The sequence below is a fragment of the Kitasatospora sp. NPDC004289 genome (assembly GCF_053602875.1).
This window is the reverse complement of record NZ_JBSGEL010000071.1, coordinates 1-23,857: the sequence shown is the minus strand read 5'-3', so window position 1 is coordinate 23,857 and position 23,857 is coordinate 1. Positions and strand designations below refer to the sequence as shown.

Genomic DNA, 23,857 nt, shown 5'->3' with positions numbered 1-23,857 from the left:
CCGCGGTCCGTACGGCACCGGGACACCGGCCGCGGCGGCGCTCGGCCCTGTCGGCGGGCTGCCCCCGGAGGACGAGGGCGGTGTGCGCGCCGAGGGGCCTCAGGGTCGCCCCTGACGGATCGTCACACCGCCCCGTTCAGGCCCGGCTCCACAGCGTCAGGTCCGCCGTGGTGGCGACGGCGAGCGTGCGCCCCGAGGGCGAGAACCCGGCCGCCCGCAGCTCCACGCCCCGGTCGCCGAACAGGCGCCACCAGGCAGCCCCCTGGGCTCCGCGGCGCCCCGCCCCGTCCGCCAAGAGCACCACCTGCCCGCCCTCCGCCCCGGACCGATCGACCGTCAGGCTCCAACCGCCGTGGGCCACGAGGTCCAGGCCTCCCCCGAACAGCCCGGCGGTCGGCACCCGCACGCCCTCCAACGGCCCGATCCCGTCACAGCGGAGGTCGTCCCCCGGCTGCTCGTCGTCCGGCTCGTACTCCCGGGCCAACCACTCGCCGGACACCGCGTCGTAGAGGCCGAGTCCGTTGTGGGAGACCACCATCACCAAGTCCCGGCCGTCGTCCGGCGCGGACGCGAACCCGACCGCCACCAGCCCGCCGACCGCCGCCAACAGGACCCGCCGCCACGGCTCCGGCGGTGCGACCACCGGAGCCTCCGCCACGCGCTGTTCCCGTGCCGTCCGGTGCGCCTTCCCGCGCTCGTCGTTCCCCACGCCCCGTCAGCCCCGTCCCAGGATGCGGTGCGCGAGGTCGGCCAGGGTGGCGGTGATGCGGTCGAGGGGGATGCCGCGGTCGCGTTGGTGGCGGAAGAGTTCGGGGGCCAGCGGGGCGAGGAGGTGGTCGGCGGCGGTCTCGGGGTCGTCGAGTCCGGCCTCGCGGGCGAGGTGGGCGACGTGCAGCCGCCAGAAGCCGTAGACGCCGGTGGTGTAGCGGGCCGGGCCGGTCTCCGCGCCGAGGGCGAGGTGGACGTGGGCCTCCAACAGCTCCGTCATCGCGGCATAGAAGGCCGTGAGCCGGGCCGCCGGAGTGGGGGCGGGCTCGCCGAAGGCGCCCGGGCCGAGCGGCGCCGGTCCGGTCAACATCCGTTCCTGGAGCGCTCGTTCGTGTTCGTCGAGGAGCGCCCGGGCGATGGCGGCCCGGTCGGGGTAGCGCCGGTAGAGCGTGCCGCGGCCGATGCCGGCGGCCTTGGCGATGTCGTCCATGGTGACGGCCGACGGGTCGCCGTCCGCGAAGAGCCGTTCGGCGGCGGCGAGCACCCGGGCGCGGTTGCGGGCGGCGTCGGCCCGTTCCCTCGGCGGCGGGTCGGCGGCGAGCGGCAGCGGCGGCAGTTCGGTCACGGGAGCAGCCTAACGAGCAAGTGGACAGAGCGTCCACTTGCTCGTACGGTGAGACCGACCCGGAAGCGGACAGAGCGTCCACTTCCCATGAACCTTGGGGGGTTCCTCCGCCGTGCCTCGACTCCTGCACCTCGACAGCAGCGCCCGCACCGACTCCTTCACCCGCCGCCTCGGCGCCGCCTTCACCCGGGCCTGGGGGCAGAACGGCGGCGGCCAGGTGGTGCACCGCGACCTGGCCCTCGCCCTACCCCCGCCGATCACCGAAGGCTGGACCGGCATCTGCGACACCCTCCTGCGCGAGGGCATCACCGCGACCGACCGCTACGCCGAGGCCGTCCGGACCGGGGCCGAACGTCGCGCCTGGGCCGTCACCGAGCCCCTGCTCGCCGAACTGCTCGCCGCCGACGTGGTGTTGATCGGCGCTCCGATGTACAACTTCGGCGTCCCGGCGGCCCTCAAGGCCTGGATCGACCAGGTGACCTTCCCGAAGATGGACCTCGCCCCGCGCCGCTTCGTGGTCCTCTCCGCGCGCGGCGGCGCGTACGGGCCGGGCACCCCGCGCGAGCCCTTCGACCACCAGGGCCGCTACCTGCTCGACTTCTTCCGGGGCCACTACGGGGTCGAGGACGCCGAGGTGATCAGCGCCGAACTGGTCAACTCCCTCAGCGACCCCGCCCTCGCCGACCGCCTCCCGCAGCACCTCGACTCCGCCGCCACCGCCCTGACCCGGGCCGCCGAACTCGGCGCGGAGCTCGCCGGGCACACGCCCCCGAAGGAGGGTTGACCGTGCCGTGGATCTGGCTCCTGCTGGCTGGGGCCGTCGAGGTCGCCTGGTCCCGCAGCATCAAACCGACCGAGGGCTTCACCCGCCTCCCGCAGACCGTGCTCTGCCTCGCCCTCATGCTCGCCGCCGTCTACCTGCTCGGGCTCGCCGTCCGCGACCTCCCGGCCGGGCCCGCCTATGCCGTCTTCACCGGGATCGGCACCGTCGGCGCCGTCCTGACGGGAGCCCTGCTCGGAGGCGAACAGCTCACCGTCACCCAGGTCGCCGGACTGGCCCTGGTCACCGCCGGACTGGTCACCGTCCGCCTGGGCACCGCCGGTTGACCCACCCCGCACGTGCCGGGCCACTGTGGGATCACCCGGCCGACGGCTCCTCGTCCCGTGCGGACGTCCAGTGCTCCCCACGGTGGCGCGAGCGCTTGGATGGGTGGTGCGGCCGGGACCAGGGAGGCCGCACCGCCCCGGTCCTCAAGCGGGTCGGCCAGCGCCTCCCGCGTCCCGGACGGCCCACGCGAGCGACCACGGGGGTGGGCGGCTCGCGTGGGCCTCCCCCTGATGAAGATCCCGGAGAACGGTTCCGGCCACGATTCCGCGGATGATCAGAGGGTGGTCGGCGCCGACATCCCGGTCCCCCGCCGCGGCACCTCATGGATCATGTGCCCGGGCGAGACGCCCGCGGATCAGGAGCTGGACAGGCAGGCGAGCTCGATGTCCAGCAGCCCGGACAACGTCCGCGCCCGTGACCCGGCCCGATGCTTCCACGGCCTCCTCCACGAACGCCGGGGCGAGTTCCCACTGGAATGGATCCGCTGTCATCCCCCCGGTGTCCAGTGCCGTTCGGGCCCGGTGCAGGAAAGGGCCTGCACAGACGAGAAGGGGGAGACACCATGCGGAACATCGTGCGCAGACGCGCCGCCGCCCTGCTCAGCGCCACCCTGCTCGCCTGCACCGCACCAGCCCTGACCGCCACCCCGGCAGCGGCCGCCGACCAGGCGGTCCTGCGCAGCGGCCAGCGGCTGGAGGCGGGTGCGAGCCTCAGCGCCGGGGAGTCGCGCCTGGTGATGCAGCTGGACGGGAACCTGGTGCTCTACCGCAAGCGGGACGGCAAGGCCCTCTGGTCCACCCGCACCTACGGTCACCCTGGAGCCGTGGCGATGGTCCGCGGCGGTAGCGGGGAGTTCAGCGTCTTCGAGTTCGCCGGGGCCGGGACGCTCTGGTCCAACCGCGCCACCGACCCGACCGGGGCCGAGCCCAAGCTCCAGGACGACGGCAACTTCGTGCTCTACAACGGCCACGGCCGGGCCATCTGGTCCACCGGCACCTGGGGCAACTGGTAGAGCGGCCGGCCGGCCTGACTCCATCAGCGGCACCACGGAGGCCGGCGGCGTCCTGGTCGCCGGCCAGGCGACCGTCCTCGAGGAGCTGCGCCGCCCGGGCGGCAAGCAGCAGGTGGCCGGCGTGAGGTGACGGGGCGGCCCCGGGGCGGGACCGCCCCGTTGTCGTCAGCGGTCGGTGCGCAGGAGGCCTTGCCGCGGTGACGAGGGCGTGCCGGCGGCTGTGGACGCTCCCGCCCGCGTTGATGTGATCCGCGAAAGGCCAGGGAGCATTGCCACCGCCCGTACCCCCTCCGGCCCCGACCGCCCAACCGGTACCCTGACGGCCCGAAACCTGCCGAACGGGAGCCGTGGACATGGGTGTGACGCTGGGCGATGTGGCACGGGAGGCCGGGGTCTCCCTGGCCACCGCCTCCAGGGTGCTCAACGGGTCCACCCGCAAGGTCGGTTCCGGCCTGGCCGGGCGGGTGCGGGACACCGCGGCCGCACTCGGGTACCTGCCGAACGCCCCGGCCCAGGCCCTGGCCCGCGCGACCACCGCCACCGTGGGCATCCTGCTGCACGACGTCTCCGACCCGTACTTCGCCGCCCTGGCCCGCGGCGCCTGCGACGCCGTGGTGGCGGCGGGCCTGATGCCGCTGGTGGTCAACACCGACGGCGACCCGGCCGCCGAGCTCCGCGGGGTGCGGATGCTGCACGCCCAGCGGGTGCAGGCCATCGTGCTGGCCGGGTCCGGCTACACCGACCCGGAGGCCGCGGCACGGCTGGATTCGGCGCTCGCGGAGTACCGGGCCGGCGGCGGGTCGGTGGCCGCCGTCACGGACCACGGGCCGGACTACCACACCGTCCGCCCGGCCAACCGGACCGGCGCCGCCGAGCTGACGCGGGCTCTGCTCGCCCTCGGGCACCGGGACTTCGCGGTGATCACCGGGCCGAGCCGGCTCCGGGTGCCGGGCGAGCGGCTGGCCGGGGTCCGGGACGCGCTGGCCGAGGCCGGGGTGGCCCTGCCCGGGTCCGCCGTGCTGGAGTCCGAGTTCACCCGCGAGGGTGGCCGCCGCGCGATGGCCTCCCTCCTGAGGGGTGATGCGCGGGGCGAGGTCCCGACGGCGGTGCTGGCGCTGGCGGACGTCTGCGCCGTGGGAGCCCTGGCCGCCCTCCGGGAGCGCGGGGTGCGGGTGCCCGAGGAGATCTCGCTGGCGGGGTTCGACGACATACCGCTGGCGGAGGACCTCAGCCTGCCGCTGAGCACCGTCCGGATACCGCTGACGCTGATGGGCGCCGAGGCGGTGCGGCTGGCGCTCCGCTCTCCGGCGGACACGGTCGGCAGTTTCGACGCGCCGGTCCAGGTGGTGCTGCGCGCCACCACGGGCGCTCCCCGCCGCTGAGGGAACCGCTCCGAGCCGAGGTAGGGACACGGAGCGTCCGGACCCGCACGGGAAAGCGCTTACCATCCTGCCCACCAGGGCTTCGGCCCGTCCTGTCCAGACCATTGACGCCCCTTCGGGAAAGCGCTTACCGTCGTCCCGCCCCGGCCCCCACCGCCCCGGAGGACGTCACCCGTGCCCACCGAACCCCTGACCCCCCGCGCCGCTCTGCTCTCCCGCCGCCGCCTGCTCCAACTCGCCGCCCTCGGTGCCCTCGGTGCCGCCTCCAGCCTGGTCCCCGCCCACCAGGCCTTCGCGGCCACCGACGCCTACGACTCCCTCCGCCTGCGCTGGCGCGACCTGCTCACCGGCACCGGCTTCGACCCGGCCGCCGCCCCCTACGCCACTACCCTCACCGCCCTCGGCGACCGGGCCCGCGCCCAGCTCCAGGCCATCGCCCCCACCTCCACCTCCCTCTGGCCGGACCTCCCGCTCGGCAGCAACTCGGCGAACGTCACCGCCTCCCACACCCGCCTGCGCACCATGGCCCTGGCCTGGGCCCAGCCCGGCACCGGCCTCACCGGCGACCAGGCGCTGGCCACCGCGATCACCACCGGCCTGGACCACCTCAACACCACCCCCGGCGGCTACACCCCCACCGCCACCGCCTACGGCAACTGGTGGGACTGGCAGATCGGCACCCCGCAGGCCCTGCTCGACGTCTGCGTCCTGGTCCACGAACGCCTGACGCCCACCCAGCTCACCGCCCTGCTCTCGGCCGTGGACCGCCAGGTCCCCGACTCGAGGGTGGCGAGCTACACCGGCACCAGCACCGGCGCCAACCGGGTCGACCTCTGCCGCGTCCTCTCCCTGCGCGGCCTCCTCGGCCGCTCCTCCGCCAAGCTGGCCACCGCCACCGCCGCCCTCTCCCCCGTCTTCCCGTACGTGCTGACCGGCGACGGCCTGTACGCCGACGGCTCGTTCGTCCAGCACACCTGGGTCCCGTACACCGGCTCCTACGGCGAGGTCCTGCTCGGCGGCCTCAGCAAGCTGTTCGCCCTGCTGGCCGGCTCCGCCTGGCAGGTCTCCGACCCCTCCCGCCAGACCGTCTTCGACTCCGTGGCCAACGCCTACGCGCCCTTCCTCTACAACGGCCTGGTGATGGACTCCGTCAGCGGACGGGCCGTCAGCCGGGGCCGCCAGAGCGGTGACCAGTTCCAGCTCCAGCAGGACGACCACACCCGGGGCCACACCCTGATCGGCCACATCCTGCGGCTCGCCGACTCCGGCGCCGCCCCGGCCGCCCAGTCGGCCGCCTGGCGTTCCGCCGTGAAGGGCTGGCTCACCCGGGAGTACTACCTCCCCTACCTCTCCAACGGCTACCTCGACGTTCCCGAACTCGCCCGCGCCCAGGCCCTCCTGAGCACCACCGAGGCCGCCACCCCCACCGCCCCCGAGCCGCTCGGCGCCCGCGTCTTCGCGATGGACCGCGCCGTGGTCCGCCGCCCCGGCTGGGCCGTCTCGCTCAGCCTCTGCTCGGCCCGAACCACCTTCTACGAGACCGGCAACGGCGAGCACCTGCGCGGCTGGCACAGCAACAACGGCATGCTCTCCTGGTGGGGCGCCACCTTCGGCAACGGCCAGTACTCGGACGCCTTCTGGCCCACCGTCGACCCCTACCGCCTGCCCGGCACCACCGTCTCCACGAAGCCGCTGGCCGACGCCGCCGGCGGCACCTGGGGCGCTCCCCGCCCGGCCTCCACCTGGGCCGGCGGCGCCACCGACGGCACCTACGCCGCCGTCGGCCAGGACCTGCGCGGCCTCTCCTCCACCCTCACCGGCCGCAAGTCCTGGTTCCTGCTGGACGATTCGGTCGTCTGCCTGGGAGCGGGCATCGGCTGCACCGACGGCACCCGGGTGGAGACCGTCCTGGACAACCGCAACCTCGGCCCCACCGGCACCCACACCCTCACCGTCGACGGCACCGCCCAGCCCGCCGCCCTCGGCTGGTCCCAGCAGTTCGCGGGTGCCCGGGCCGTCACCGTCTCCGGCTTCGGCGGCTACGTGCTCCCCGCCGGCACCTCCCTCCAGGCCAAGCGCGAGGCCCGCACCGGCAGTTGGCACGACATCAACACCAACGGATCCACCGAGCAGCTGACCCGCCGCTACCTGACCCTCTGGTTCGACCACGGCACCGACCCCACCGACGCCTCCTACGAGTACCAGCTGCTGCCCGGTGCGACCCCCGCCGCGACCGCGGCCCGAGCCGCCTCCCCCACCGTCACGACCCTCGCCAACTCCCGCACCGTGCAGGCGGTCTCCGACTCCGCCTCGGGCGTCACCGCCGCCAACTTCTTCGCCGCCGGGACGGCGGGCCCGATCACCGCCTCCGCCCCGTGCTCGGTCCTGGTCCGGGACGCCGGCGGCACCCGAACGGTCACCGTCGCCGACCCGTCCCGCCAGTCCGCCACCGTAACGGTCACCCTGACCGGCACCGGGCGTCCGACCACCCCCGTCCCGGGCGTCAACGTGCTCTCCACGGAGGGCACCGTGACCCTCCTGGTGGAACTCGGCGGCACCCAGGGCGCCGGACGCACGATCACCCTCTCCAGCACCGCGGGCAGCCCGGAGACGGCCACCGCGACCGTGCTCGCCCCCACCCAGGACAGCTACGTCCGCGACGGCTCCTACGCCACCACCAACTACGGCGCCGCGACCACCCTGACGGTCAAGAACACCGACACCACCGACAGCGGCTACGGCCGCCGCGCCCTGTTCGGCTTCGACACCACCGCCGTCCCCGGCACCGTCCGGCGCGCCGTCCTCTGGGTCCACGGAGCGGTCGCCGACTCCGGCGGCACCCTCACCACCCTCCAGGCCTTCGCCACCGCCACCACGCCCTGGACCGAGACCGCCGTCACCTGGGCCAACGCCCCCGCCCTCGCCCAGGCCCTGGGCACCGGGCGGACATCCACCACCCCCGACTGGATCCCGCTGGACGTGACCGCCGCCGTCACCGCGGGCCGGCCCGCCCTCACCCTGGCCCTCTGGCAGCCCCTCGCCGCCGTCGGCCTCGCGGTCAACCTCGACGCCCGCGGCCACGCCGCCTTCCACCCCGTCCTGGAGGTGATCAGCTCCTGACCCGCCGTCAGGAAGCGGGAGCGGCGGGCCGCCGGACCGGCGACCCGCCCTCTCGTGAGCTGCTACGGGCGGACGTACGGCCGGGTCATCAGCTCCATGTTGTGCCCGTCGGGGTCGGCGAAGTAGACGCCGCGGCCGCCGAACCAACCGTTCTCGCGGCCTGGGTCGGTGTGGTCCGGGTTGGCGTAGTAGGTGACCCCCGCCGCCCGCAGGCGGTCGATCATGCCGTCGAACTCCTCGTCGGGGACGAGGAAGGCGTAGTGCTGGCCCTGCACGGGTTCGTCGCGCTTCTCGTAGTAGTCGAGCCTCACGCCGTTGCCGAGGTCCACGGGGAGGAAGGGCCCGAACGGGTTGCCGACCTCCAACCCCATGACTGCGGCGAGGAATTCGGCCGACCGCTGCCGGTCGCTCGCGTAGACGGCCGTGTGGTTGAGCTGGACGTGCGTCATCAGTGGTGTGGTCTCCGCTCTCGGGATCCGTTGGAAGGTGCGCCGATCGAAGGCGCCGGAAGCAAGGAGAACGGAGCAGGGGCGGGGCTCTCACCCGCCTCGGGCTCACGCCGAGGCCGGGTAACCCACTCGTGAATGGCCCAAGGCCGACCCGGTAGTCACACGAACGACCTTAACCACCACCACCGGTGGTGGCAAGGACCACCGCCGACCACCGCCCGCCTACAGGACGGTGATCGCGAAGACCCACAGGTGCGGCGAGGCGGGGACGACCGCGTAGTGCACGATGGCGTGCGGCGTGGTGACGACCCGCACGGTGTCGTCGAGGTCGTACCGGTCCGCCAGGGGCCAGCAGTAGGGCTGGGCCTGGGCCCGCAGCAGGGCCTGGTGGAGTTCCTGACGGGCAGGGCCGGAGAGGCCGCCGACCACGGCGGCGACGGTCTTGGCGATGCGCAGGGCGTACGGGTGGGTGTGCGGGTGGGTCACTGGCCCGGGTCCTCGTCGGGTGACCGGGCCCGTTGACCCGGCGTCGTACCGCCACCCTACCGACCGCCGCCGACCGGCGGGCCGGAACGGCGCGCTCACCACCGCCGCCCCCGGCCCGCCCGGCACGCACACCCGCACGCCCGCACGCCCGGGGCACCGCTCACGGCAGCAGCAGGTTGACGTCCCCGAACTCGTGCCACAGGTACCGGCCTTCGAGCGCCTCGGCGTAGCACCGTTCCAGCAGCGGGCGGCCGGCCACCGCCGCCAGCAGGTCGAGGTGCGAGGCGCGCGGCTCGTGCCAGCCGGTGAGCAGGCCGTCCACCGTGCGGACGCCCCGTTCGGGGGTGACCACCAGCTCGGTCCAGCCCTCCGCCGCCCGCACGGTGCCGTCCGCGGCCGTGGCGGACTCCAGCGCACGCACGGCGGTGGTGCCGACCGCGATCACCCGGCCGCCGTGCTCCCGGACGTGCCCGGCCAGCCGGGCGGTCGCGGCCGGGACCCGGTACCACTCGGGGTAGGGCCGCTCGTGCGCCTCCGGCGAGGCCACCCCGGTGTGCAGGGTGACCGGCGCCACCAGCACGCCCCGCGCCGCCAGCCGGGCCACCGTCTCCGCGGTGAACGGCCGGGCCGCGCTGGGCATTTCGCTGCTCCCCGGCTCACTGGCGAAGACCGTCTGGTAGGCGCTCAGCGGCCAGTCCCGGTCCACGTAGCCGTACCGGATGGCCCGTCCGTGGGCGGCCAGGTAGCCGGTCAGCGGCGCGGGCAGGGCGAGCCGGGCGTACCAGAGCCTCGGCGTGTACGGGCCGGTCAGCTCGGCGCTGCCGCCGTCCGGCAGCGAGACGGTCAACCCCGCCCGTGCGGGCGAGAGTTGCGGCGGGAAGTACTCCGCGGCGGCGCCGCTCGGCCGCCGCAGTTCGACCAGGTGGACGCCCAGGGCGTCCGGCCGGGCCGAGGAGAGGTGCAGCGTGACGGGCGTCCCGTCGGGAAGGCGGCCGGGGAGGGCGGCGGGCAGCGTGGCGGAGTTGTTGACCACCAGCAGGTCACCCGGCTCCAGCACCTCGGGCAGGTCGGCGAACACCCGGTGCTCGGTGCTCAGGGCACCCCGGCGGCCGACCAGCATCCGGACGCCGTCGCGGCGCAGCCCGCGTGCCTCCGCCGGTGCGTGGGCGGAGAGTTCGGCGGGGACGGTGAAGTCGAGTCCGGGCTCCACGGCGGTGGCCATCAGTGTTCTCCCGTCGTCGGTGCGGATCCGGTCAGCGGTGCGTCCTCACCCTGAACGGCTCCGGCACCGTCGTGCGGGTCGGCGCCGGCGTGCGGGTCGGCGGGGTGGAAGTCGCCGGCTCGGTAGCGGCCGGAGTCGGGGCGCCCGGCCAGCAGGGCGAGGAAGGCGGGGACCACGGTCACGGGCAGCGGCCGGTCGGAGATGTCCTCGCCGGGGAAGGCCTCCTGGTGCATCACGGTGCGCATGTCGCCCGGGTCGACCGCCCAGACCCGCAGCTCGGGCTCCTCCTCCGCGAGGACGGCGGAGGCGTGGTCGAGCGCGGCCTTGCTGGCGCCGTAGCCGCCCCAGCCGGCGTAGGCCTCGACGGCCGCGTCGGAGGAGAGGTTGAGCACCGAGCCGCGGTGGGAGCGGAGTTGGGGCAGGAGCAGCTGGGTGAGGGCGATCGGCCCGAGCACGTTGACCTCGAAGGTCTCCAGCAGGCCGGGGAGCGGGAACTCCGCGAGCTTCGGCAGCGGCGCCCCTTGCAGGGGGTAGCCGGTCAACGTCGAGGCGTTGTTGACCAGCAGCTCGGCACCACCGAGTGCGGCGGCGGCCTCGGCGAGGCGCTCCCGGTGGTCGTCGTCCACCACCGAGCCGGCCAGCGCCACCACCTTGGTCCGTCCGGCCAGCTCCCGTTCCACCGCGAGGAGTTCGTTCTCCCCTCGGGCGGTGATGACCAGCTGCCAGCCGTCCGCGGCGAGCGCCCGGGCGAGCTCCAGACCGAGGCCCCTGGACGCTCCGGTGACGACGGCGACGCGGGGGGAGGCGGGGGCGGTGGCGGTGGTGGGGGCGGCGGCGTGAGCGGTGTTGTCCATGACCCAACTGTGGCTCCGGGTACGCCGTCCGTGGATCGGCCACCGGACTCAGCCCTCCCGGTCCCTTGGGCCTACTCCCGCAGGCGCAGGACCCCGGCCCCAGGGCTCCGGCCGCCCGACCCGTCACCGGCCGACCCGGCGGCTCCCGGCAACTCCCGTCAGCTCACCGCCGCCTGCGGCCACCCACCGCCTACCGCCCACCGCTCACCGCTCACCGCCTCGACGTCACTCCCCGGTCACCACCGGGAGTTCGGGCAGTAGCCCCCACTCGCTCCACGAGCCGTCGTACACCGCCAGCCGGTCGTACCCGGCCAGGTCGGCGCCCAGCGCCAGCACACACGCCGTCACCCCCGAGCCGCAGCTGAACACCAGGTCCTCGCGCTCGCCCACCAACTCCTCGAAGCGCGCCCGCAGTTCGGCCGCCGCCAGCATCCGGCCCCCCTCCTGGATGCTCCCGAACGGCAGGTTGAACGCCCCCGGCATGTGACCGCCGCGCAGCCCCTCCCTTGGCTCCGGCGCCGTCCCGGCGAACCGCCCGGCGGTCCGGGCGTCCAGCACCGCGCGCGCCGGGTCGGCCAGGGCAGCGCCGACCACCGTGCGGTCCACGACCAGCCCCGGGCGCGGTGCGGCGGTGAAGTCCCCCGGCACGACGGGCTCGGTCCGGCCGCCGCGGGGCAGCTCCGCCTCCTCCCAGGCCGGCAGGCCGCCGTCCAGCACCGCGACCCGGTCGAAGCCCATCGCCCGGAACATCCACCAGGCCCGGGCACTGGAGTAGATGCCGACACCGTCGTAGACCACCACCGTCGAGCGGTCGTTGACCCCCAACTCCCGCACTGCCGCCGTGAACTGCTCCACCGACGGCATGGTGTGCGGCAGCGTGCCGGTGTGGTCGGAGAGCGCCCCCTCCAGGTCGAACTCCCCGGCCCCGCGGATCGGCCGGACCCCGTCCACCCGCTCGCCGACCGGCACGTCCAGGACCACCAGGTCCGGGTGGTCCAGGTGCTCGGCGAGCCAGTGCACGTCGACCAGCGGTCCGGGCAGCGGGAGCGAAGTCATCGGCGTCGTCCTAACGTTCCGTTCGTGAGCGGGGGCCGCACGGCCCACCGCCCCGATTCTGGCCCACGCCCCGTCGCCCGCGCGCCTCACCCCTCCTTCGGCGCGTACCGCAGCAGCACCACGTCGCCGACCGTGCTCACCCCGAGCAGTCGCATCCGCCGGGTGCTCCCGCCGGGGAAGCGCGCCGGGTACACGAACCGCGGCGCCTCCGCCTCCCCCACCAGCAGCGGCGCCACCGCCCACTGCACCTCGTCGGCGAGCCCCTCCGCGAGGAACTGCGTGTGGATCCGGCCCCCGCCCTCCACCATCAACCGCCGCACCCCGCGGGCCCCGAGGTCGTCGAGCATCCGCCCGAAGTCCACCGTGCCGCCGAGCCCGACCACCTCGGCCAACCCCTCCAACTCCCCCCGCAGCCGCGCCGCCCCGGCATCCGTCGTGTAGACCACCTTCCCGCCCCCGGTGTGCCAGAACTTCAGCTCCCGGTCCAGCTCCCCGCTCGCCGTGACCGTCACCTTCAACGGGTACGCGGGCTTCCCGGCCGCCACCCGGGCGGCTCGGCGCTCCTCGCTGTTGACGAGCAGGCGGGGGTTGTCGGTGCGGATGGTGTTGCCCCCGATCAGGATCGCGTCCGACTCCGCCCGCACCTGGTCCACCCGGTCGAAGTCCGCCGCGTTCGACAGCATCAGCCGCTGCGGCGAGGTGTCGTCGATGCATCCGTCGATCGACGTCGCGACGCTCAGCAGGACGTGGGGGCGCTCGGCCATCACGGGCTCCGTTCTTCCATGGGCGTAGGCTCTCGGCTGATCATCCGTCATACGAGGGGCAGGCAGGGGCACACCATGGGCCAGAAGATCATCAGGTTCTCGGACCTGACCGGCAAGCACGTCGAGGACGACGGCTCCTTGGTGCGGATCGTGGTGCGCCACCACCCCGACCTGGAGGACGGCCCGGTCGAGATCGAGGCGCTGGCGGAGGAGCTGTCCTCGGTGGCGGAGCTGGCCATCGACCTGGTGACGGTCGAGCTGCACCGGCCGGGCAGCGACGAGCCCGAGACCGTCGTGATGGAGGCCGGCGTCTTCGACCGACTGGCCGTCGCCACGCCGATGGCCGAGGTGCTCCGCGGCGCCAAGCGCGTCCCCACCCGTTCCATCCCGGAGCAGGCCCCGGCCTCCTCCGCCAAGGAGCGGGTCAACTACGCGAGCCTCGAACACGCCGGCCGCCCCCACAAGGGCCGCACCACCGACGCCGAGAAGCACCTCGTCCAGCAGCACCTCGAAGAGGTCAACGAACGCCTCGCCGCCGAGGGCGTCCGCACCATCGACCTCGCCAACGCCGACCACGTCACCCGCTACGGCCTGGAGTCCCTGGCCCGCGACCTCGGCGTCATGCACGGCTGACCCCCGCTGACCCCCGCCACGGCGCGCCGGCCCGGATCCGGGTGCCCCTGCGCGCACAGGCGCGGGTCCTTCTCCGGCGGGCCCGGGAGCGGGCATGCTGGTGGGCATGGCGAGCCAACCGACCATGACGGTCGACCAGGTCATCGAACGGATGCGGCAGTTGCGGACGGCGCTGCCCGAGGACGACGGGGTCGCGCGGTTCAACGCGATGTACCTGAGGGTCACGGAGCTGATCGGGGAGCGGCTGACCGCCGGGTTCTTCGACGATCCGGGGTTCATGGCGGAGTTGGACGCGCGGTTCGCGGCACGGTACCTGGCGGCGGTGGACGCGGCGGCCACCGGCGGCCGGCCGGCGGCGTGCTGGCGGCCGCTGTTCGAGCTGCGGGGGCACCGGGGGATCCACCCGCTGCAGTTCGCCCTCGCCGGGATGAACGCGCACATCGAGAACGACCTGCCGCTCTCCTTGGTGGACACCTGCCGGGCGCTCGGCCGCGAGCCGGAGCGGGTCGAGCGGGACTACCTGCGGGTCAACACCCTGCTGGCCCAGGTCGAGGACCAGGTCCGGGACGAACTCCTCGGCGGACCGGCCGAGTTGGACCTCGCCGACCCGCTGCTCCACGTCCTGGGCGTCTGGAGCGTCGACCGGGCCCGCGACGCCGCCTGGGCCAGCGCCCTGGCCCTCTGGGAGCTGCGCGGCATCCCCTTCGTCCGCGGCGCCTTCACCGACACCCTGTCCGGCTCGGTCGGGATGGTCAGCCGTGCCCTGCTCACCCCGCTGAACGGCCGGTAGCGGGGCGCCGTCCGGCCCGGAGCCCCGAGGGCCGCCCCGGGGAGCCGCTGAGGGATGTGTGGGGGTCCGGGTGGGGTCGGGTGGGGGTCGCACCCCGATGCTCCCGGGGACCGCCCGCACCTAGCGTTCCGGGCATGCCCCGACTCCTGCCGAAGCTCCGGCTCCCGCGCCGCAGACGCCTGCTGACGGTCCTGAAGGTCCTCGCCGCCACGGCGGGAGCCTTCTCCCTCCTGATCGGTGCCGGCTTCGGCTGGCTCTACACCGATGCCGAGATCTCGACCGTCGGCGCCGTCGACTTCCGCAACGAGCTGGCGGTCCCGCCGCTCGCGGAGTCCGTCACCGCACCGGACGGCACCCGGGTCTTCCAGCTGCGGATGCAGACGGGCAGCACCGAGTTCCGGCCCGGACACCCCACCCCCACCTGGGGGTTCAACGGTTCCTACCTCGGCCCGACCCTCCGCGCCGCCCGGGGCGAGAAGGTCGAGGTCCGGATCACCAACACCCTCCCCGAGCCCTCCACCGTGCACTGGCACGGGATGCACCTTCCCGCCCGGATGGACGGCGGCCCGCACCAGATGGTCCCCTCCGGCGGCGACTGGGCCCCGCAGTGGACCGTCGACCAACCGGCCGCGACCCTCTGGTACCACCCGCATCCGCACGGGGCGACCGAGAAGCACGTCCAGCGCGGCTTGGCCGGGCTCTTCCTGATCGACGACCAGGAGCAGGCGGGCCGTCAGCTGCCGCACCGCTACGGGGTGGACGACCTCCCCGTGATCGTCCAGGACGTCCGCTTCGACGGCGACGCCTTCGACCACGGTCACGACCTGATGCGCAGCGTCGGCTTCCTCGGCGACCAGACCTTGGTGAACGGCACCCTGGCCCCGTACCGCACCGTCCAGGACGAGCTCGTGCGGCTCCGCCTGCTGAACGCCTCCACCGCCCGCATCCACCACTTCGGTTTCTCGGACGACCGCGCCTTCTCCCTGGTCGGCACCGACGGCGGCCTGCTGGAGGCCCCGTACGACACCACCCGTCTCCACCTCTCCCCCGGTGAGCGTGCCGAGATCGTGGTCCGGGTCCGGCCCGGCGAGCGGACGGTGCTGCGCAGCTACCCCGTCGACCTCGGCCAGGACTTCTGGAACCAGCGGTTCAGCGGCGGCGACGACTCCTTCGACCTGTTGCAACTGCGCGCCGCCGACACCCTCCGGCCCTCCCCCGCGCTCCCGTCCACCCTGGCCGCTTCCACCGCGTCCACTGCCCCGACCGGCGCCGACTCCGTCCGCGAGCGGACCTTCGAGCTGCGGAGCTCCGGCATCAACCGCCGCAAGATGGCCATGGACCGCATCGACGAGACCGTCACCCGGGGCACCACCGAGACCTGGACGGTCCGCAACGACAACGGCATGCCGCACAACTTCCACGTCCACGACGTCCAGTTCCGGGTCCTCGAGGTGAACGGCCGTCAGCCGCCGCCGCACCTGCGCGGCCCCAAGGACACCGTCCTGATCCCCTCGGGGACCACCGTCAAGCTCGCCCTGCGCTTCGACGGCCCCGCTGACCCCGACGTCCCGTACATGTACCACTGCCATCTGCTCTACCACGAGGACGACGGCATGATGGGCCAGTTCGTCGTCACCGACCCCGGCCAACCCGCCGGCACCGTCCCGGCCCGCCCGGAAGGCGGCGTGGGTGGAAGCGGGCACCACCACTGACGGCCGGTCACCCACCCCGGGCGAGGGGTGGGTGACCGGCCGTCGGGATCGAGCGGGTCAGGCCCAGCTGGAGTGCAGCGGCTTGCCCTCGGCGTAGCCGGCGGCGCTCTGGACGCCGATGATCGCCTTCTCGTGGAAGTCCTCGAGGCTGCGGGCGCCGGCGTAGGTGCAGGAGCTGCGGACGCCGGCCACGATCGAGTCGATCAGGTCCTCGACGCCGGGGCGGGCCGGGTCGATGAACATCCGGGAGGTGGAGATGCCCTCCTCGAAGAGCGCCTTGCGGGCGCGGTCGTAGGCCGACTCCTCGGAGGTGCGGTTGCGCACGGCACGGGCCGAGGCCATGCCGAAGCTCTCCTTGTACTGGCGGCCGTCGGCGGCGGTGTGCAGGTCACCCGGGGACTCGTAGGTCCCGGCGAACCAGGAGCCGATCATCACGTTGGAGGCACCGGCGGCCAGGGCCATCGCCACGTCGCGCGGGTGGCGGACGCCACCGTCGGCCCAGACGTGCTTGCCGAGCCTGCGCGCCTCGGCGGCGCACTCCAGCACGGCGGAGAACTGCGGGCGGCCCACGCCGGTCATCATCCGGGTGGTGCACATGGCGCCGGGGCCGACACCGACCTTGAGGATGTCCGCACCGGCCTCGACGAGGTCGCGGACGCCGGCGGCGGAGACCACGTTGCCCGCCACGATCGGGATCTGCGGGTCGAGGCCGCGGACCGCGCGCAGCGCGCTGATCATCGACTCCTGGTGGCCGTGCGCGGTGTCGACCACCAGCACGTCGGCCCCGGCCTCGATGAGCGCCTTGGCCTTGCCGGCCACGTCGCCGTTGATGCCGACGGTGGCGGCGATCCGCAGCTTGCCGGCCGCGTCGGCGGCGGGGGTGTAGAGGGTGGCGCGGAGCGCGTTCTTGCGGGTCAGGATGCCGACCAGGGTGCCGTCGGCGGCGACCACGGGGGCCAGCTTGCGGTGGGCCTCGTTGAGCTTCTCGAACGCGGCGCGCGGGTCGATGCCCTCCTCCAGCAGGAGCAGGTCACGGCTCATCACCTCGGAGAGGCTGGTGAACCGGTCCACGCCCTGGCAGTCGGACTCGGTGACCACGCCGACCGGCTTGCCCTGCTCGACCACCACGAGCGCGTTGTGCGCGCGCTTGGGGAGCAGGGAGAGGGCGTCGGCGACGGTGTCGCCGGGGCTCAGGGTGAGCGCGGTGTCGTGGACGAGGTGACGCTGCTTCACCCAGCCGATGACCTCGGAGATGACCTCGGTGGGGATGTCCTGCGGGATGGCGACCAGGCCACCGCGGCGGGCGACGGTCTCGGCCATCCGGCGGCCGGCGATGGCGGTCATGTTGGCGACCACGAGCGGGATGGTGGTGCCGCTGCCGTCGTTCGAGGAGAGGTCCACGGCCTGCCGGGAGCCCACTGCGGAGCGACTGGGGACCATGAAGACGTCGTCGTACGTGAGGTCGTAGGCGGGCGACTGGTCGTTCAGGAAGCGCATGAAAGGGGCTCTCTGGCTGGGGGGAGGTACACCTCGGGTGCTGTAGCGGTCAGACCGCAGGGCGCCCTCGGGCGCCCCGCACCCAACCGTCAATGCTGACCGATACCCAGGTCGAAAGCCAGTTCACGCGGAATCGTTGAAGATCTCCACAAGCTCGCCCGGGAAGCGTAGTCACGCCCTTGTAGGAAACTACGGACCGACAGCTCGGCGCGGATCAGTAGCCGCGCCAGTGGCTCCCGTAGCCGCGGGCGCCGGCCATCTTGTCCATGCCGCCGTAGACCGCGTCGCAGTAGCGCGAGCTGGCGATCAGGTTGTCGACCGGGTTGTAGATGTCGGTGTGGCCGGGCAGCGCGTAGGCCTTGAAGGTCGGCTTGATCATCTGGGTCAGGCCGATCGAGGGGGTGCCGGCGGCGGCGTTGGAGTCCCAGCCGTTGGTGGCCTTCGGGTTGCCGGTGGACTCGGCCATGGCGGTGGCGTACATCGCGCGGTACGAGGGGACCGGCTTGCCGGCGGCGGCCAGCACGTCGCGGGCCTCCTTGATCCAGCCGTCCAGGTTGTTCGCGTAGGTCGGCGCGGCGGGGGCGGCGGGCGCGGCCTGCTGCTGCGCCTCGGCCGGGGCCTGCTGCTGGGCCTGGTCCTGCTGGTTCTGGTCCTGACCCTGCTGGTTCTGGTCCTGCGCCGGGGCGGACTGCTCGGCCGGGCCGGCGGCGGGGGCGGCGACCAGCTGCGTGGCACCGGCGGGCGAGGCCACCGCCTGGGCCACCGGGGCGCCGATGCTCAGGGCCACCGCGCCGGCGATCCCGAGGCCGAGCACCTTGTTGGGCAGCCGGTCGTAGCGTATTCGGGTCCGGCGGTGGCGGTTCTGGGTGTTCGCGGACATGGCGGAGTACCTCCGGGAAGGGGTGGGTTTCGGGGCGCCGCACCTCGGGGCGCTCTTCGAGACTGCGCGAGCCCCACCCGCCCGGGCAAGCCCCGCCGTCCCGCGTGACCCACTCCACAAGAGGCCCCAACTCCCGCCCCCAAAGGGCAGGGTGACGCCCCCTCAGGCGACCTGACGGTCGGCCTGTGAAGGACGTCACCCGCGCCGAGGGGCCCCTTCCTCCGTGACCTTCGCCTCTCCCGGCCCTACTTCGTCACCCTGCGGTGAAGCGGCCACCACACCGCGTCCCCCAGGTCGCGGACCAGCGCCGGCACCAGCAGCGAGCGGACGAGCAGGGTGTCGAGCAGCACTCCGAAGGCGACGATGAACGCGATCTGGGCCAGGAAGGCGAGCGGGATCACGCCCAGCGCGGCGAAGGTCGCGGCCAGCACCACCCCGGCCGAGGTGATCACCCCGCCGGTCGCGGTCAGGCCGCGCAGCACGCCCTCCCGGGTGCCGTGGCGCAGCGACTCCTCCCGCACCCGGGTCATCAGGAAGATGTTGTAGTCCACCCCGAGGGCGACCAGGAAGACGTAGCCGTAGAGGGGGACGGAGGGGTCGGTGGCCTGGAAGCCGAAGACGTGCGGGAAGACCAGCGCGCTGACCCCCAGCGTGGCCAGGTAGGAGAGGAGGACGGTGGCGGCCAGCAGCACCGGGGCGAGCAGCGAGCGCAGCAGCAGGACCAGGACGACCAGGATGCAGAGCAGCACGGCCGGGACGATCACCCGGCGGTCGTGGGCGGCGGTGGTGCGGGTGTCGTACTGCTGGGCGGTGTAGCCGCCGACCCGGGCCGAGGCCTCCGGCACGGCGTGCACGGCGTCCCGCAGCTGCCGCACGGTGCGGACGGCGGCGTCGCTGTCGGCCGGGTCCGCAAGGGTGGCGTCCAGCCGGACCAGGCCGTCGACCTCCCGGACCGGACCGCCCGGACCACCCGAACCGCCCGGACCACCCGGCGCCCCGCCGGTGTACGGGCGGACGGCGGCGACGCCCGGCACGGTGCGGGCCGCGGCCGCGACCTGGTCCGCCCGGTCGGCGCGCACCGTGATCACGGCCGGATTGCCGGTGCCGCCGGGGAAGTGGGCGGAGAGCAGGCGCTGGGCGGCCACCGAGGGCTGCTCCTTGACGAAGAGCTCGGTCTGCGGGACGCCGCCGGCGTCGAGCAGCGGCGCGAACGCGGCGCAGGCCGCGAGCGCCACCAGCGAGGCCGCCCAGACGGGCCGGGGACGGCGGCCGACCAACGCGGCCACCCGGTGCCAGACGGGGTGGGCCCCGTCGCCGGTGCGGGTCGGCCGGGCGGGCCAGTAGGCCGCGCGGCCGAGCAGCACCAGGGCGGCGGGCAGGAAGGTGAGCGCGGCGAACACGGCGCAGACGATGCCGATCGCGCCGACGGGGCCGAGCGCCTGGTTGTTCGTCAGGTCCGAGAGCAGCAGCACCAGCAGTCCGAGCGCGACGGTCGCGCCGGAGGCCAGCACCGGTTCCAGCGAGCGTCGCCACGCGGTCCGCATCGCGGCGAACCGGTCGGCGTGGAGCGGGAGTTCCTCGCGGTAGCGGGCGGCGATCAGCAGCGCGTAGTCGGTGGCGGCGCCGATCACCAGGATCGACAGCAGACCCTGCACCTGGCCGTCCACCCGGACCACGCCGTGGTCGGCCAGCAGGTAGACCAGGGCGCAGGCCACCGCCAGGGCGAACACCGCCGAGACGATCACCAGCAGCGGCAGCACCAGGCTGCGGTAGACCGCGAGCAGGATGACCAGCACCACGCCGAGGGCCACCGCGAGCAGCAGCCCGTCGATCCCGGCGAACGCGCCGGAGAGGTCGGCCAGCACCGCGGCGGGCCCGGCCACGCCCGCGGTCGCACCCGGGACGGCGTCGGCGAGTTCACGGATCCGGGCGATGCTCTCCTTGGTCTCCTTGCCGAGGTCGGCCCGGAGCTGGACCACGCCCTGCACGGCCCGGCCGTCGGCCGAGTCCAGCAGGGGCGAGGCCTGCCCGGTGGCCCCGGGGACGGCGGCCGCGGCGGCGAGCGCGGAGGCGGCGGCGTCCCGAACGGGGCCCTCGACCCGCCCCTCGGGGGTGCGGGTCTCCCAGACCAGCACCACGGGGAGCGTGGTGCCGGTCTGGAAACGTGCGGCCAGCCGGGCCACTTCGGTGGACTCGGCGGAGCGCGGCAGGAACGCCGCGCCGTCGTTGGTGGAGACCTCGGAGAGGCGGCCGGCGTAGGAGCCGAAGGCTCCGCCGAGGCCGAGCCAGCAGACCAGGAGCAGGACGGGGATCACGAGTCGTCGGTAGCGCACGGCGGGAGGATATCTCAATCATTGAGATATCTCACCGGCGGCCCGGCGGCTAGGGTGGGAGCCCCCGATCACGGAAGGCCGTCTTGTCCGAGCACGCCCCCTCCCCCGACAGCCGGGCCTTCGCCCTGCAACTCCAGGCGCTGGCCGCCGAGATGAACCTGCTGAGCCACGACTTCGCCGCCGAACAGGGCCTGCACACCACCGACGTGCAGGCCCTGCTGGCGGTCGTCCGGGCCGCCGGCGCCGAGGGGGACACCGGGATGACGCCCGGGCGGCTGCGGACCGAACTGGCGCTCACCTCCGGCGCGGTGAGCGCCTGCCTGGACCGGCTGGAGCGCGCCGGACACGTCGAACGGAGCCGCGACGAGGCGGACGGCCGACAGGTGAGGGTCCGTCACCGGCCCGGCGCGGCCAAGCTGGCGGGCAGCTGGTTCCGCCCGGTGGCGGAGCGCACCGAGCGGGTCCGGTCCGAGTTCGGGCCCGAGGAGCAGGCGGTGGTCTCCCGTTTCCTGGCCCGGATCACCGAGGAACTGGAGGACCTGCGGACCGAACGGCGCGCTCCCGGGCCGCGCTGAGCACGGCCCGGGGAGCGGACGTTCCGTCAGGAGGCGGGCATCAGCACGGTGTCGATGATGTAGACGGTGGCGTTGGCGGTCTGCACGTTGCCGCAGAGCACCTTGGCGTTGGAGTTGACGGTGAAGTCCTGGCCGCCGCCGCTGACCGTGAGGTCGGTGCCCTGGAGGGTCTTGTGCGTCCCGGCCAGCGTGGTCGGGGTCAGGCGGTCCGGGGTGACGTGGTAGGTCAGGATCGAGGTGAGCTTGGCCTTGTCGGCCAGCACCGCGTCCAGGGTCTCCTTCGGGATCTTGGCGAAGGCGTCGTTGGTGGGCGCGAAGACGGTGATGTTGCTCGCCGAGTTGAGGGTGTCCACCAGCCCGGCCTGCTTGACCGCCGTCACCAGGGTGGAGAGCAGCGGGTTGTTGGAGGCGGCGGTGGCCACCGGGTCCTTCGCCATGCCGGTGAAGCTGCCCGCGCCGTCCTTCGGGACCGCCGCGCAGGCGGTGCCGAACGGGGCGTCCGCCGCCATCGCGGTGCTGCCGGACGACGATGATGCCGAACTGGACGGCGTGGTCGAGGACTTGACCGCCGAGTCGGAGTCGCTGCCGCAGGCGGTCAGGCCGAACACCAGGGTGCCGGCGGCCAGCAGGGCGGCGACGGAGGTGAGGCGGGAGTTGGTGCGGATGGACATGGTCCTAGCTCCTTGGATCATCGTGATGGGTCGTTGGATGGCATGGGGGTGCCGTCCGGCCGACTCGCCCTGCGGGCGGGCGGCCGCTGCGGCGGGGATCTTCAGGTGACCCGGACCACCGTGCTGTGCCAGCCGGTGGCGCCGGACGGATAGGGGGTGGCGCGGGCCTCCGGCTGCGTGGTGCCGGTGCCGTCGGTGGCCCGCACCTCCAGCCGGTGGGTGCCCGGACGGGCGTCGCGCCAGGTGTGGGACCACTGCCGCCAGAGGTCGGGCCCGCCGTCGGCGGCGAGCTCGGCCACGGCCCACGGGCCGCCGTCCACCCTCAACTCCACGGCGGCGACGCCCCGGTGGGTGGCCCAGGCGGTGCCGGCCACGGTGACCTCCCCGGCCGGGACCTTGGCGAACGGTGCCGGGACCTCGATCCGGGAGGCGGTGCGGACCTCACCGGTGCGGTCCCAGCCGCGCTTGACCCAGTACGGGTCCCGGGCGGCGAAGGTGGTGACCTCCAGGTCCACCAGCCACTTGGTCGCGGAGGTGTAGCCGTAGAAGCCGGGCACCACCGTCCGGCACGGGAAGCCGTGCGCGAGCGGCAGCGGGGCACCGTCCATCGCCATCGCGAGCAGCGCCGGGCGGCCGTCGAGCACCGGGGCGAGCGGGGTGCCGATGGTCATGCCCTCGCGCGAACGGCCGAGCAACTGGTCGGCGCCGGGCCGCACTCCGGCGCGGCGCAGCAGGGCGGGCAGCGAGGCGCCGAGCCAACGGGTGGTGGAGACGTACGGGCCGCCGACCTCGTTGGAGACGCAGGAGAGGGTGTGGTCGAGCTCCTCCAGGGGCAGGCGGAGCAGCTCCTCGTAGCTCAGCTCCAAGGGTCGGTCGACCAGCCCGTGCAGGCGCAGGCTCCAGCGGCGCGGGTCGATCCGGGGGACGGCGAGGGCGGTGTCCACCCGGTAGAACTCCTGGGCGGGGGTGAGGAAGGCGGAGAGCCCGGGGACGTCGGGGTGCACACCGGCAGGCAGCGGCCGGGCCCGGACGGCGGGGGCGGGCAGCCGGACGGCGTCCCTCAGCGCGGACACGTCGCCGCGCCGCCCACCGATCACCCGACCGCCGTACCCCGCCGTCAGGCCCACCAGCGCCGTCCCGGCGGTGGCCAGCAGCACCGTCCGCCGCGACGGACCGCCGGGCCGGGGAGCCACCCCGGCCCCGGACGGACCGTCAGCACCGGACGGACCGTCAGCGCCGGACGGACCGTCGGTCCCGAACCGGCCGTCGAGCGCCGACATGCGGTCGGCCGGGCCCGCGGCCGACGGAGCGGGAGCCGATGCGGCAACCGTGGCAGAAGCCGCATCGACACCCTCCCCGCCGGTCCGGCCGTCTGCCGGAGCCCCGCCGCGGCCGGCGGCCGGACCGGCGCCCGTACCGCCGCCGTCCGCCGCCCGGCCCCGGTCCCGGTCCACCCCGGCCGGGCCGTCGGCATCCGCAGCCGACCGCCCGGACCGCACCTCCCCCGGGACCTCGCCCGGCCCTCCGGCCGGGGTGCCGGCCGCAGCGACGGCGGAGCGGGCGCGCAGCAGTGTGCCCAACCAGTACACGGCCGCAGCACCCACCGCGCCCGCCGCCACCGCGGGCAGGGCGTCGACCCCGGCGCTCTCCGGACGGGACAGCGCCGCCCAGGCGCCGACCGCGCCGAAGGCCGCGAAGACCGCGGCCCCCGCCGTCGGGCGGCGCACCGCGAGCAGGCCCGCCAGGACCGCCAGAGCGGCCACCGTGAGCAGGATCCCGCCGATCAGCACCGGTTTGTCGTTGGTGCCGAAGGTCCGCACGGCGTACTCCTTGAGCGGAGTCGGCGTCAGGTCGATCGCCGCCGAGCCGACCGCGAGCACCGGCGCTCCGGCGGGTCCGGGGTGCTGCGCGACCGGCTGGCCTTCCTCCGCCACGTCCCGCTGGGGGAGTACGCCGCGCGGTTGGCGGGTGACCGGGGGC

General features: G+C 74.4%; 22 protein-coding genes. 9 read left to right on the top strand and 13 right to left on the bottom strand.

What is annotated here, in order from left to right; all coding sequences use genetic code 11:
- Positions 1-136 precede the first annotated feature (136 nt).
- A complete protein-coding gene (locus ACWEPF_RS32700) occupies positions 137-658 on the bottom strand; it encodes a hypothetical protein (protein ID WP_452175419.1) in 522 nt (173 codons plus the stop codon).
- A 57-nt stretch (positions 659-715) separates the two neighbouring features.
- The gene (locus ACWEPF_RS32695) at positions 716-1,333 is read right to left on the bottom strand and encodes a TetR/AcrR family transcriptional regulator (protein WP_452175418.1); all 618 of its coding nucleotides are present in this window, start codon (positions 1,331-1,333) and stop codon (positions 716-718) included.
- Between the two features lie 112 nt (positions 1,334-1,445).
- On the opposite strand from ACWEPF_RS32695, the gene ACWEPF_RS32690 reads away from it, so the two are divergent.
- The 5 genes from ACWEPF_RS32690 (at position 1,446) to ACWEPF_RS32670 (ending at position 7,955) form a co-directional block, all read left to right on the top strand.
- Positions 1,446-2,117, top strand: a complete 672-nt coding sequence (locus tag ACWEPF_RS32690; RefSeq protein ID WP_452175417.1) for an FMN-dependent NADH-azoreductase — start codon at positions 1,446-1,448, stop codon at positions 2,115-2,117.
- A 2-nt stretch (positions 2,118-2,119) separates the two neighbouring features.
- Positions 2,120-2,440 carry a DMT family transporter gene (locus tag ACWEPF_RS32685; RefSeq protein ID WP_396294710.1) on the top strand — a complete coding sequence of 107 codons (321 nt, stop codon included), beginning with the start codon at positions 2,120-2,122 and terminating at the stop codon, positions 2,438-2,440.
- 563 nt (positions 2,441-3,003) lie between these two features.
- Positions 3,004-3,453: a hypothetical protein gene (locus ACWEPF_RS32680; RefSeq protein WP_452175416.1), complete on the top strand. Its 450-nt coding sequence runs from the start codon at positions 3,004-3,006 to the stop codon at positions 3,451-3,453.
- A 353-nt stretch (positions 3,454-3,806) separates the two neighbouring features.
- Positions 3,807-4,835, top strand: coding sequence for a LacI family DNA-binding transcriptional regulator (locus ACWEPF_RS32675; RefSeq protein WP_452175415.1), 1,029 nt, complete (start codon positions 3,807-3,809; stop codon positions 4,833-4,835).
- 174 nt (positions 4,836-5,009) lie between these two features.
- A complete protein-coding gene (locus tag ACWEPF_RS32670; RefSeq protein WP_452175414.1) occupies positions 5,010-7,955 on the top strand; it encodes a polysaccharide lyase family 8 super-sandwich domain-containing protein in 2,946 nt (981 codons plus the stop codon).
- Between the two features lie 62 nt (positions 7,956-8,017).
- Here ACWEPF_RS32670 and ACWEPF_RS32665 read toward each other — a convergent pair whose 3' ends face one another.
- The 6 genes from ACWEPF_RS32665 to ACWEPF_RS32640 all read right to left on the bottom strand — a co-directional run bounded on the left by ACWEPF_RS32665 (position 8,018) and on the right by ACWEPF_RS32640 (position 12,786).
- On the bottom strand, positions 8,018-8,404 hold the full coding sequence (locus tag ACWEPF_RS32665) for a VOC family protein (protein WP_345281899.1): 387 nt from the start codon (positions 8,402-8,404) through the stop codon (positions 8,018-8,020).
- A 222-nt stretch (positions 8,405-8,626) separates the two neighbouring features.
- Positions 8,627-8,890 (bottom strand): hypothetical protein, encoded by a 264-nt coding sequence (locus ACWEPF_RS32660; protein ID WP_452175413.1) that lies wholly within the window; start codon positions 8,888-8,890, stop codon positions 8,627-8,629.
- 160 nt (positions 8,891-9,050) lie between these two features.
- The gene (locus tag ACWEPF_RS32655) at positions 9,051-10,112 is read right to left on the bottom strand and encodes an S-adenosylmethionine:tRNA ribosyltransferase-isomerase (protein WP_452175412.1); all 1,062 of its coding nucleotides are present in this window, start codon (positions 10,110-10,112) and stop codon (positions 9,051-9,053) included.
- Positions 10,112-10,966: an SDR family NAD(P)-dependent oxidoreductase gene (locus tag ACWEPF_RS32650; protein ID WP_452175411.1), complete on the bottom strand. Its 855-nt coding sequence runs from the start codon at positions 10,964-10,966 to the stop codon at positions 10,112-10,114. Before ACWEPF_RS32650 ends, ACWEPF_RS32655 begins: the two co-directional genes overlap by 1 nt.
- A gap of 225 nt (positions 10,967-11,191) precedes the next feature.
- Entirely contained in the window at positions 11,192-12,022 is an 831-nt protein-coding gene (locus tag ACWEPF_RS32645) for a sulfurtransferase (RefSeq protein ID WP_452175410.1), read from the bottom strand.
- An 86-nt stretch (positions 12,023-12,108) separates the two neighbouring features.
- The gene (locus tag ACWEPF_RS32640) at positions 12,109-12,786 is read right to left on the bottom strand and encodes a RibD family protein (RefSeq protein WP_452175409.1); all 678 of its coding nucleotides are present in this window, start codon (positions 12,784-12,786) and stop codon (positions 12,109-12,111) included.
- A 75-nt stretch (positions 12,787-12,861) separates the two neighbouring features.
- Here ACWEPF_RS32640 and ACWEPF_RS32635 point away from each other — a divergent pair, with 75 nt between their 5' ends.
- The 3 genes from ACWEPF_RS32635 to ACWEPF_RS32625 all read left to right on the top strand — a co-directional run bounded on the left by ACWEPF_RS32635 (position 12,862) and on the right by ACWEPF_RS32625 (position 15,921).
- Positions 12,862-13,419, top strand: a complete 558-nt coding sequence (locus ACWEPF_RS32635; RefSeq protein ID WP_452175408.1) for a hypothetical protein — start codon at positions 12,862-12,864, stop codon at positions 13,417-13,419.
- 106 nt (positions 13,420-13,525) lie between these two features.
- Entirely contained in the window at positions 13,526-14,209 is a 684-nt protein-coding gene (locus ACWEPF_RS32630) for a DUF5995 family protein (RefSeq protein ID WP_452175407.1), read from the top strand.
- A 134-nt stretch (positions 14,210-14,343) separates the two neighbouring features.
- Positions 14,344-15,921 carry a multicopper oxidase family protein gene (locus ACWEPF_RS32625; protein ID WP_452175406.1) on the top strand — a complete coding sequence of 526 codons (1,578 nt, stop codon included), beginning with the start codon at positions 14,344-14,346 and terminating at the stop codon, positions 15,919-15,921.
- Positions 15,922-15,978: 57 nt separating this feature from the next.
- On the opposite strand, the gene ACWEPF_RS32620 is transcribed toward ACWEPF_RS32625, so the two are convergent.
- The 3 genes from ACWEPF_RS32620 to ACWEPF_RS32610 form a co-directional block, all read right to left on the bottom strand.
- Positions 15,979-17,418: a GuaB1 family IMP dehydrogenase-related protein gene (locus ACWEPF_RS32620; RefSeq protein WP_345281874.1), complete on the bottom strand. Its 1,440-nt coding sequence runs from the start codon at positions 17,416-17,418 to the stop codon at positions 15,979-15,981.
- A gap of 214 nt (positions 17,419-17,632) precedes the next feature.
- Positions 17,633-18,298 carry a transglycosylase SLT domain-containing protein gene (locus ACWEPF_RS32615; protein ID WP_452175405.1) on the bottom strand — a complete coding sequence of 222 codons (666 nt, stop codon included), beginning with the start codon at positions 18,296-18,298 and terminating at the stop codon, positions 17,633-17,635.
- Between the two features lie 245 nt (positions 18,299-18,543).
- Entirely contained in the window at positions 18,544-20,631 is a 2,088-nt protein-coding gene (locus ACWEPF_RS32610; protein WP_452175404.1) for an MMPL family transporter, read from the bottom strand.
- Positions 20,632-20,714: 83 nt separating this feature from the next.
- Between ACWEPF_RS32610 and ACWEPF_RS32605 the strand changes: the two genes are divergently transcribed.
- A complete protein-coding gene (locus tag ACWEPF_RS32605) occupies positions 20,715-21,206 on the top strand; it encodes a MarR family winged helix-turn-helix transcriptional regulator (RefSeq protein WP_452175403.1) in 492 nt (163 codons plus the stop codon).
- 26 nt (positions 21,207-21,232) lie between these two features.
- Here the strand turns inward: ACWEPF_RS32605 and ACWEPF_RS32600 are convergent, their stop codons facing one another.
- Together ACWEPF_RS32600 and ACWEPF_RS32595 are read right to left on the bottom strand one after the other, a co-directional pair.
- A complete protein-coding gene (locus ACWEPF_RS32600) occupies positions 21,233-21,877 on the bottom strand; it encodes a fasciclin domain-containing protein (RefSeq protein WP_452175402.1) in 645 nt (214 codons plus the stop codon).
- Positions 21,878-21,978: 101 nt separating this feature from the next.
- The coding region (locus ACWEPF_RS32595) for a molybdopterin-dependent oxidoreductase (RefSeq protein WP_452175401.1) at positions 21,979-23,857 on the bottom strand (1,879 nt) is incomplete at its 5' end.

Coding starts and splice junctions, on each gene's coding strand:
- ACWEPF_RS32680 (WP_452175416.1), top strand. CDS start 3,004: ATGCGGAACATCGTGCGCAGACGCGCCGCCGCCCTGCTCAGCGCCACC.
- ACWEPF_RS32675 (WP_452175415.1), top strand. CDS start 3,807: ATGGGTGTGACGCTGGGCGATGTGGCACGGGAGGCCGGGGTCTCCCTG.
- ACWEPF_RS32665 (WP_345281899.1), bottom strand. CDS start 8,404: ATGACGCACGTCCAGCTCAACCACACGGCCGTCTACGCGAGCGACCGG.
- ACWEPF_RS32655 (WP_452175412.1), bottom strand. CDS start 10,112: ATGGCCACCGCCGTGGAGCCCGGACTCGACTTCACCGTCCCCGCCGAA.
- ACWEPF_RS32650 (WP_452175411.1), bottom strand. CDS start 10,966: ATGGACAACACCGCTCACGCCGCCGCCCCCACCACCGCCACCGCCCCC.
- ACWEPF_RS32645 (WP_452175410.1), bottom strand. CDS start 12,022: ATGACTTCGCTCCCGCTGCCCGGACCGCTGGTCGACGTGCACTGGCTC.
- ACWEPF_RS32640 (WP_452175409.1), bottom strand. CDS start 12,786: ATGGCCGAGCGCCCCCACGTCCTGCTGAGCGTCGCGACGTCGATCGAC.
- ACWEPF_RS32635 (WP_452175408.1), top strand. CDS start 12,862: ATGGGCCAGAAGATCATCAGGTTCTCGGACCTGACCGGCAAGCACGTC.
- ACWEPF_RS32630 (WP_452175407.1), top strand. CDS start 13,526: ATGGCGAGCCAACCGACCATGACGGTCGACCAGGTCATCGAACGGATG.
- ACWEPF_RS32625 (WP_452175406.1), top strand. CDS start 14,344: ATGCCCCGACTCCTGCCGAAGCTCCGGCTCCCGCGCCGCAGACGCCTG.
- ACWEPF_RS32620 (WP_345281874.1), bottom strand. CDS start 17,418: ATGCGCTTCCTGAACGACCAGTCGCCCGCCTACGACCTCACGTACGAC.
- ACWEPF_RS32615 (WP_452175405.1), bottom strand. CDS start 18,298: ATGTCCGCGAACACCCAGAACCGCCACCGCCGGACCCGAATACGCTAC.
- ACWEPF_RS32600 (WP_452175402.1), bottom strand. CDS start 21,877: ATGTCCATCCGCACCAACTCCCGCCTCACCTCCGTCGCCGCCCTGCTG.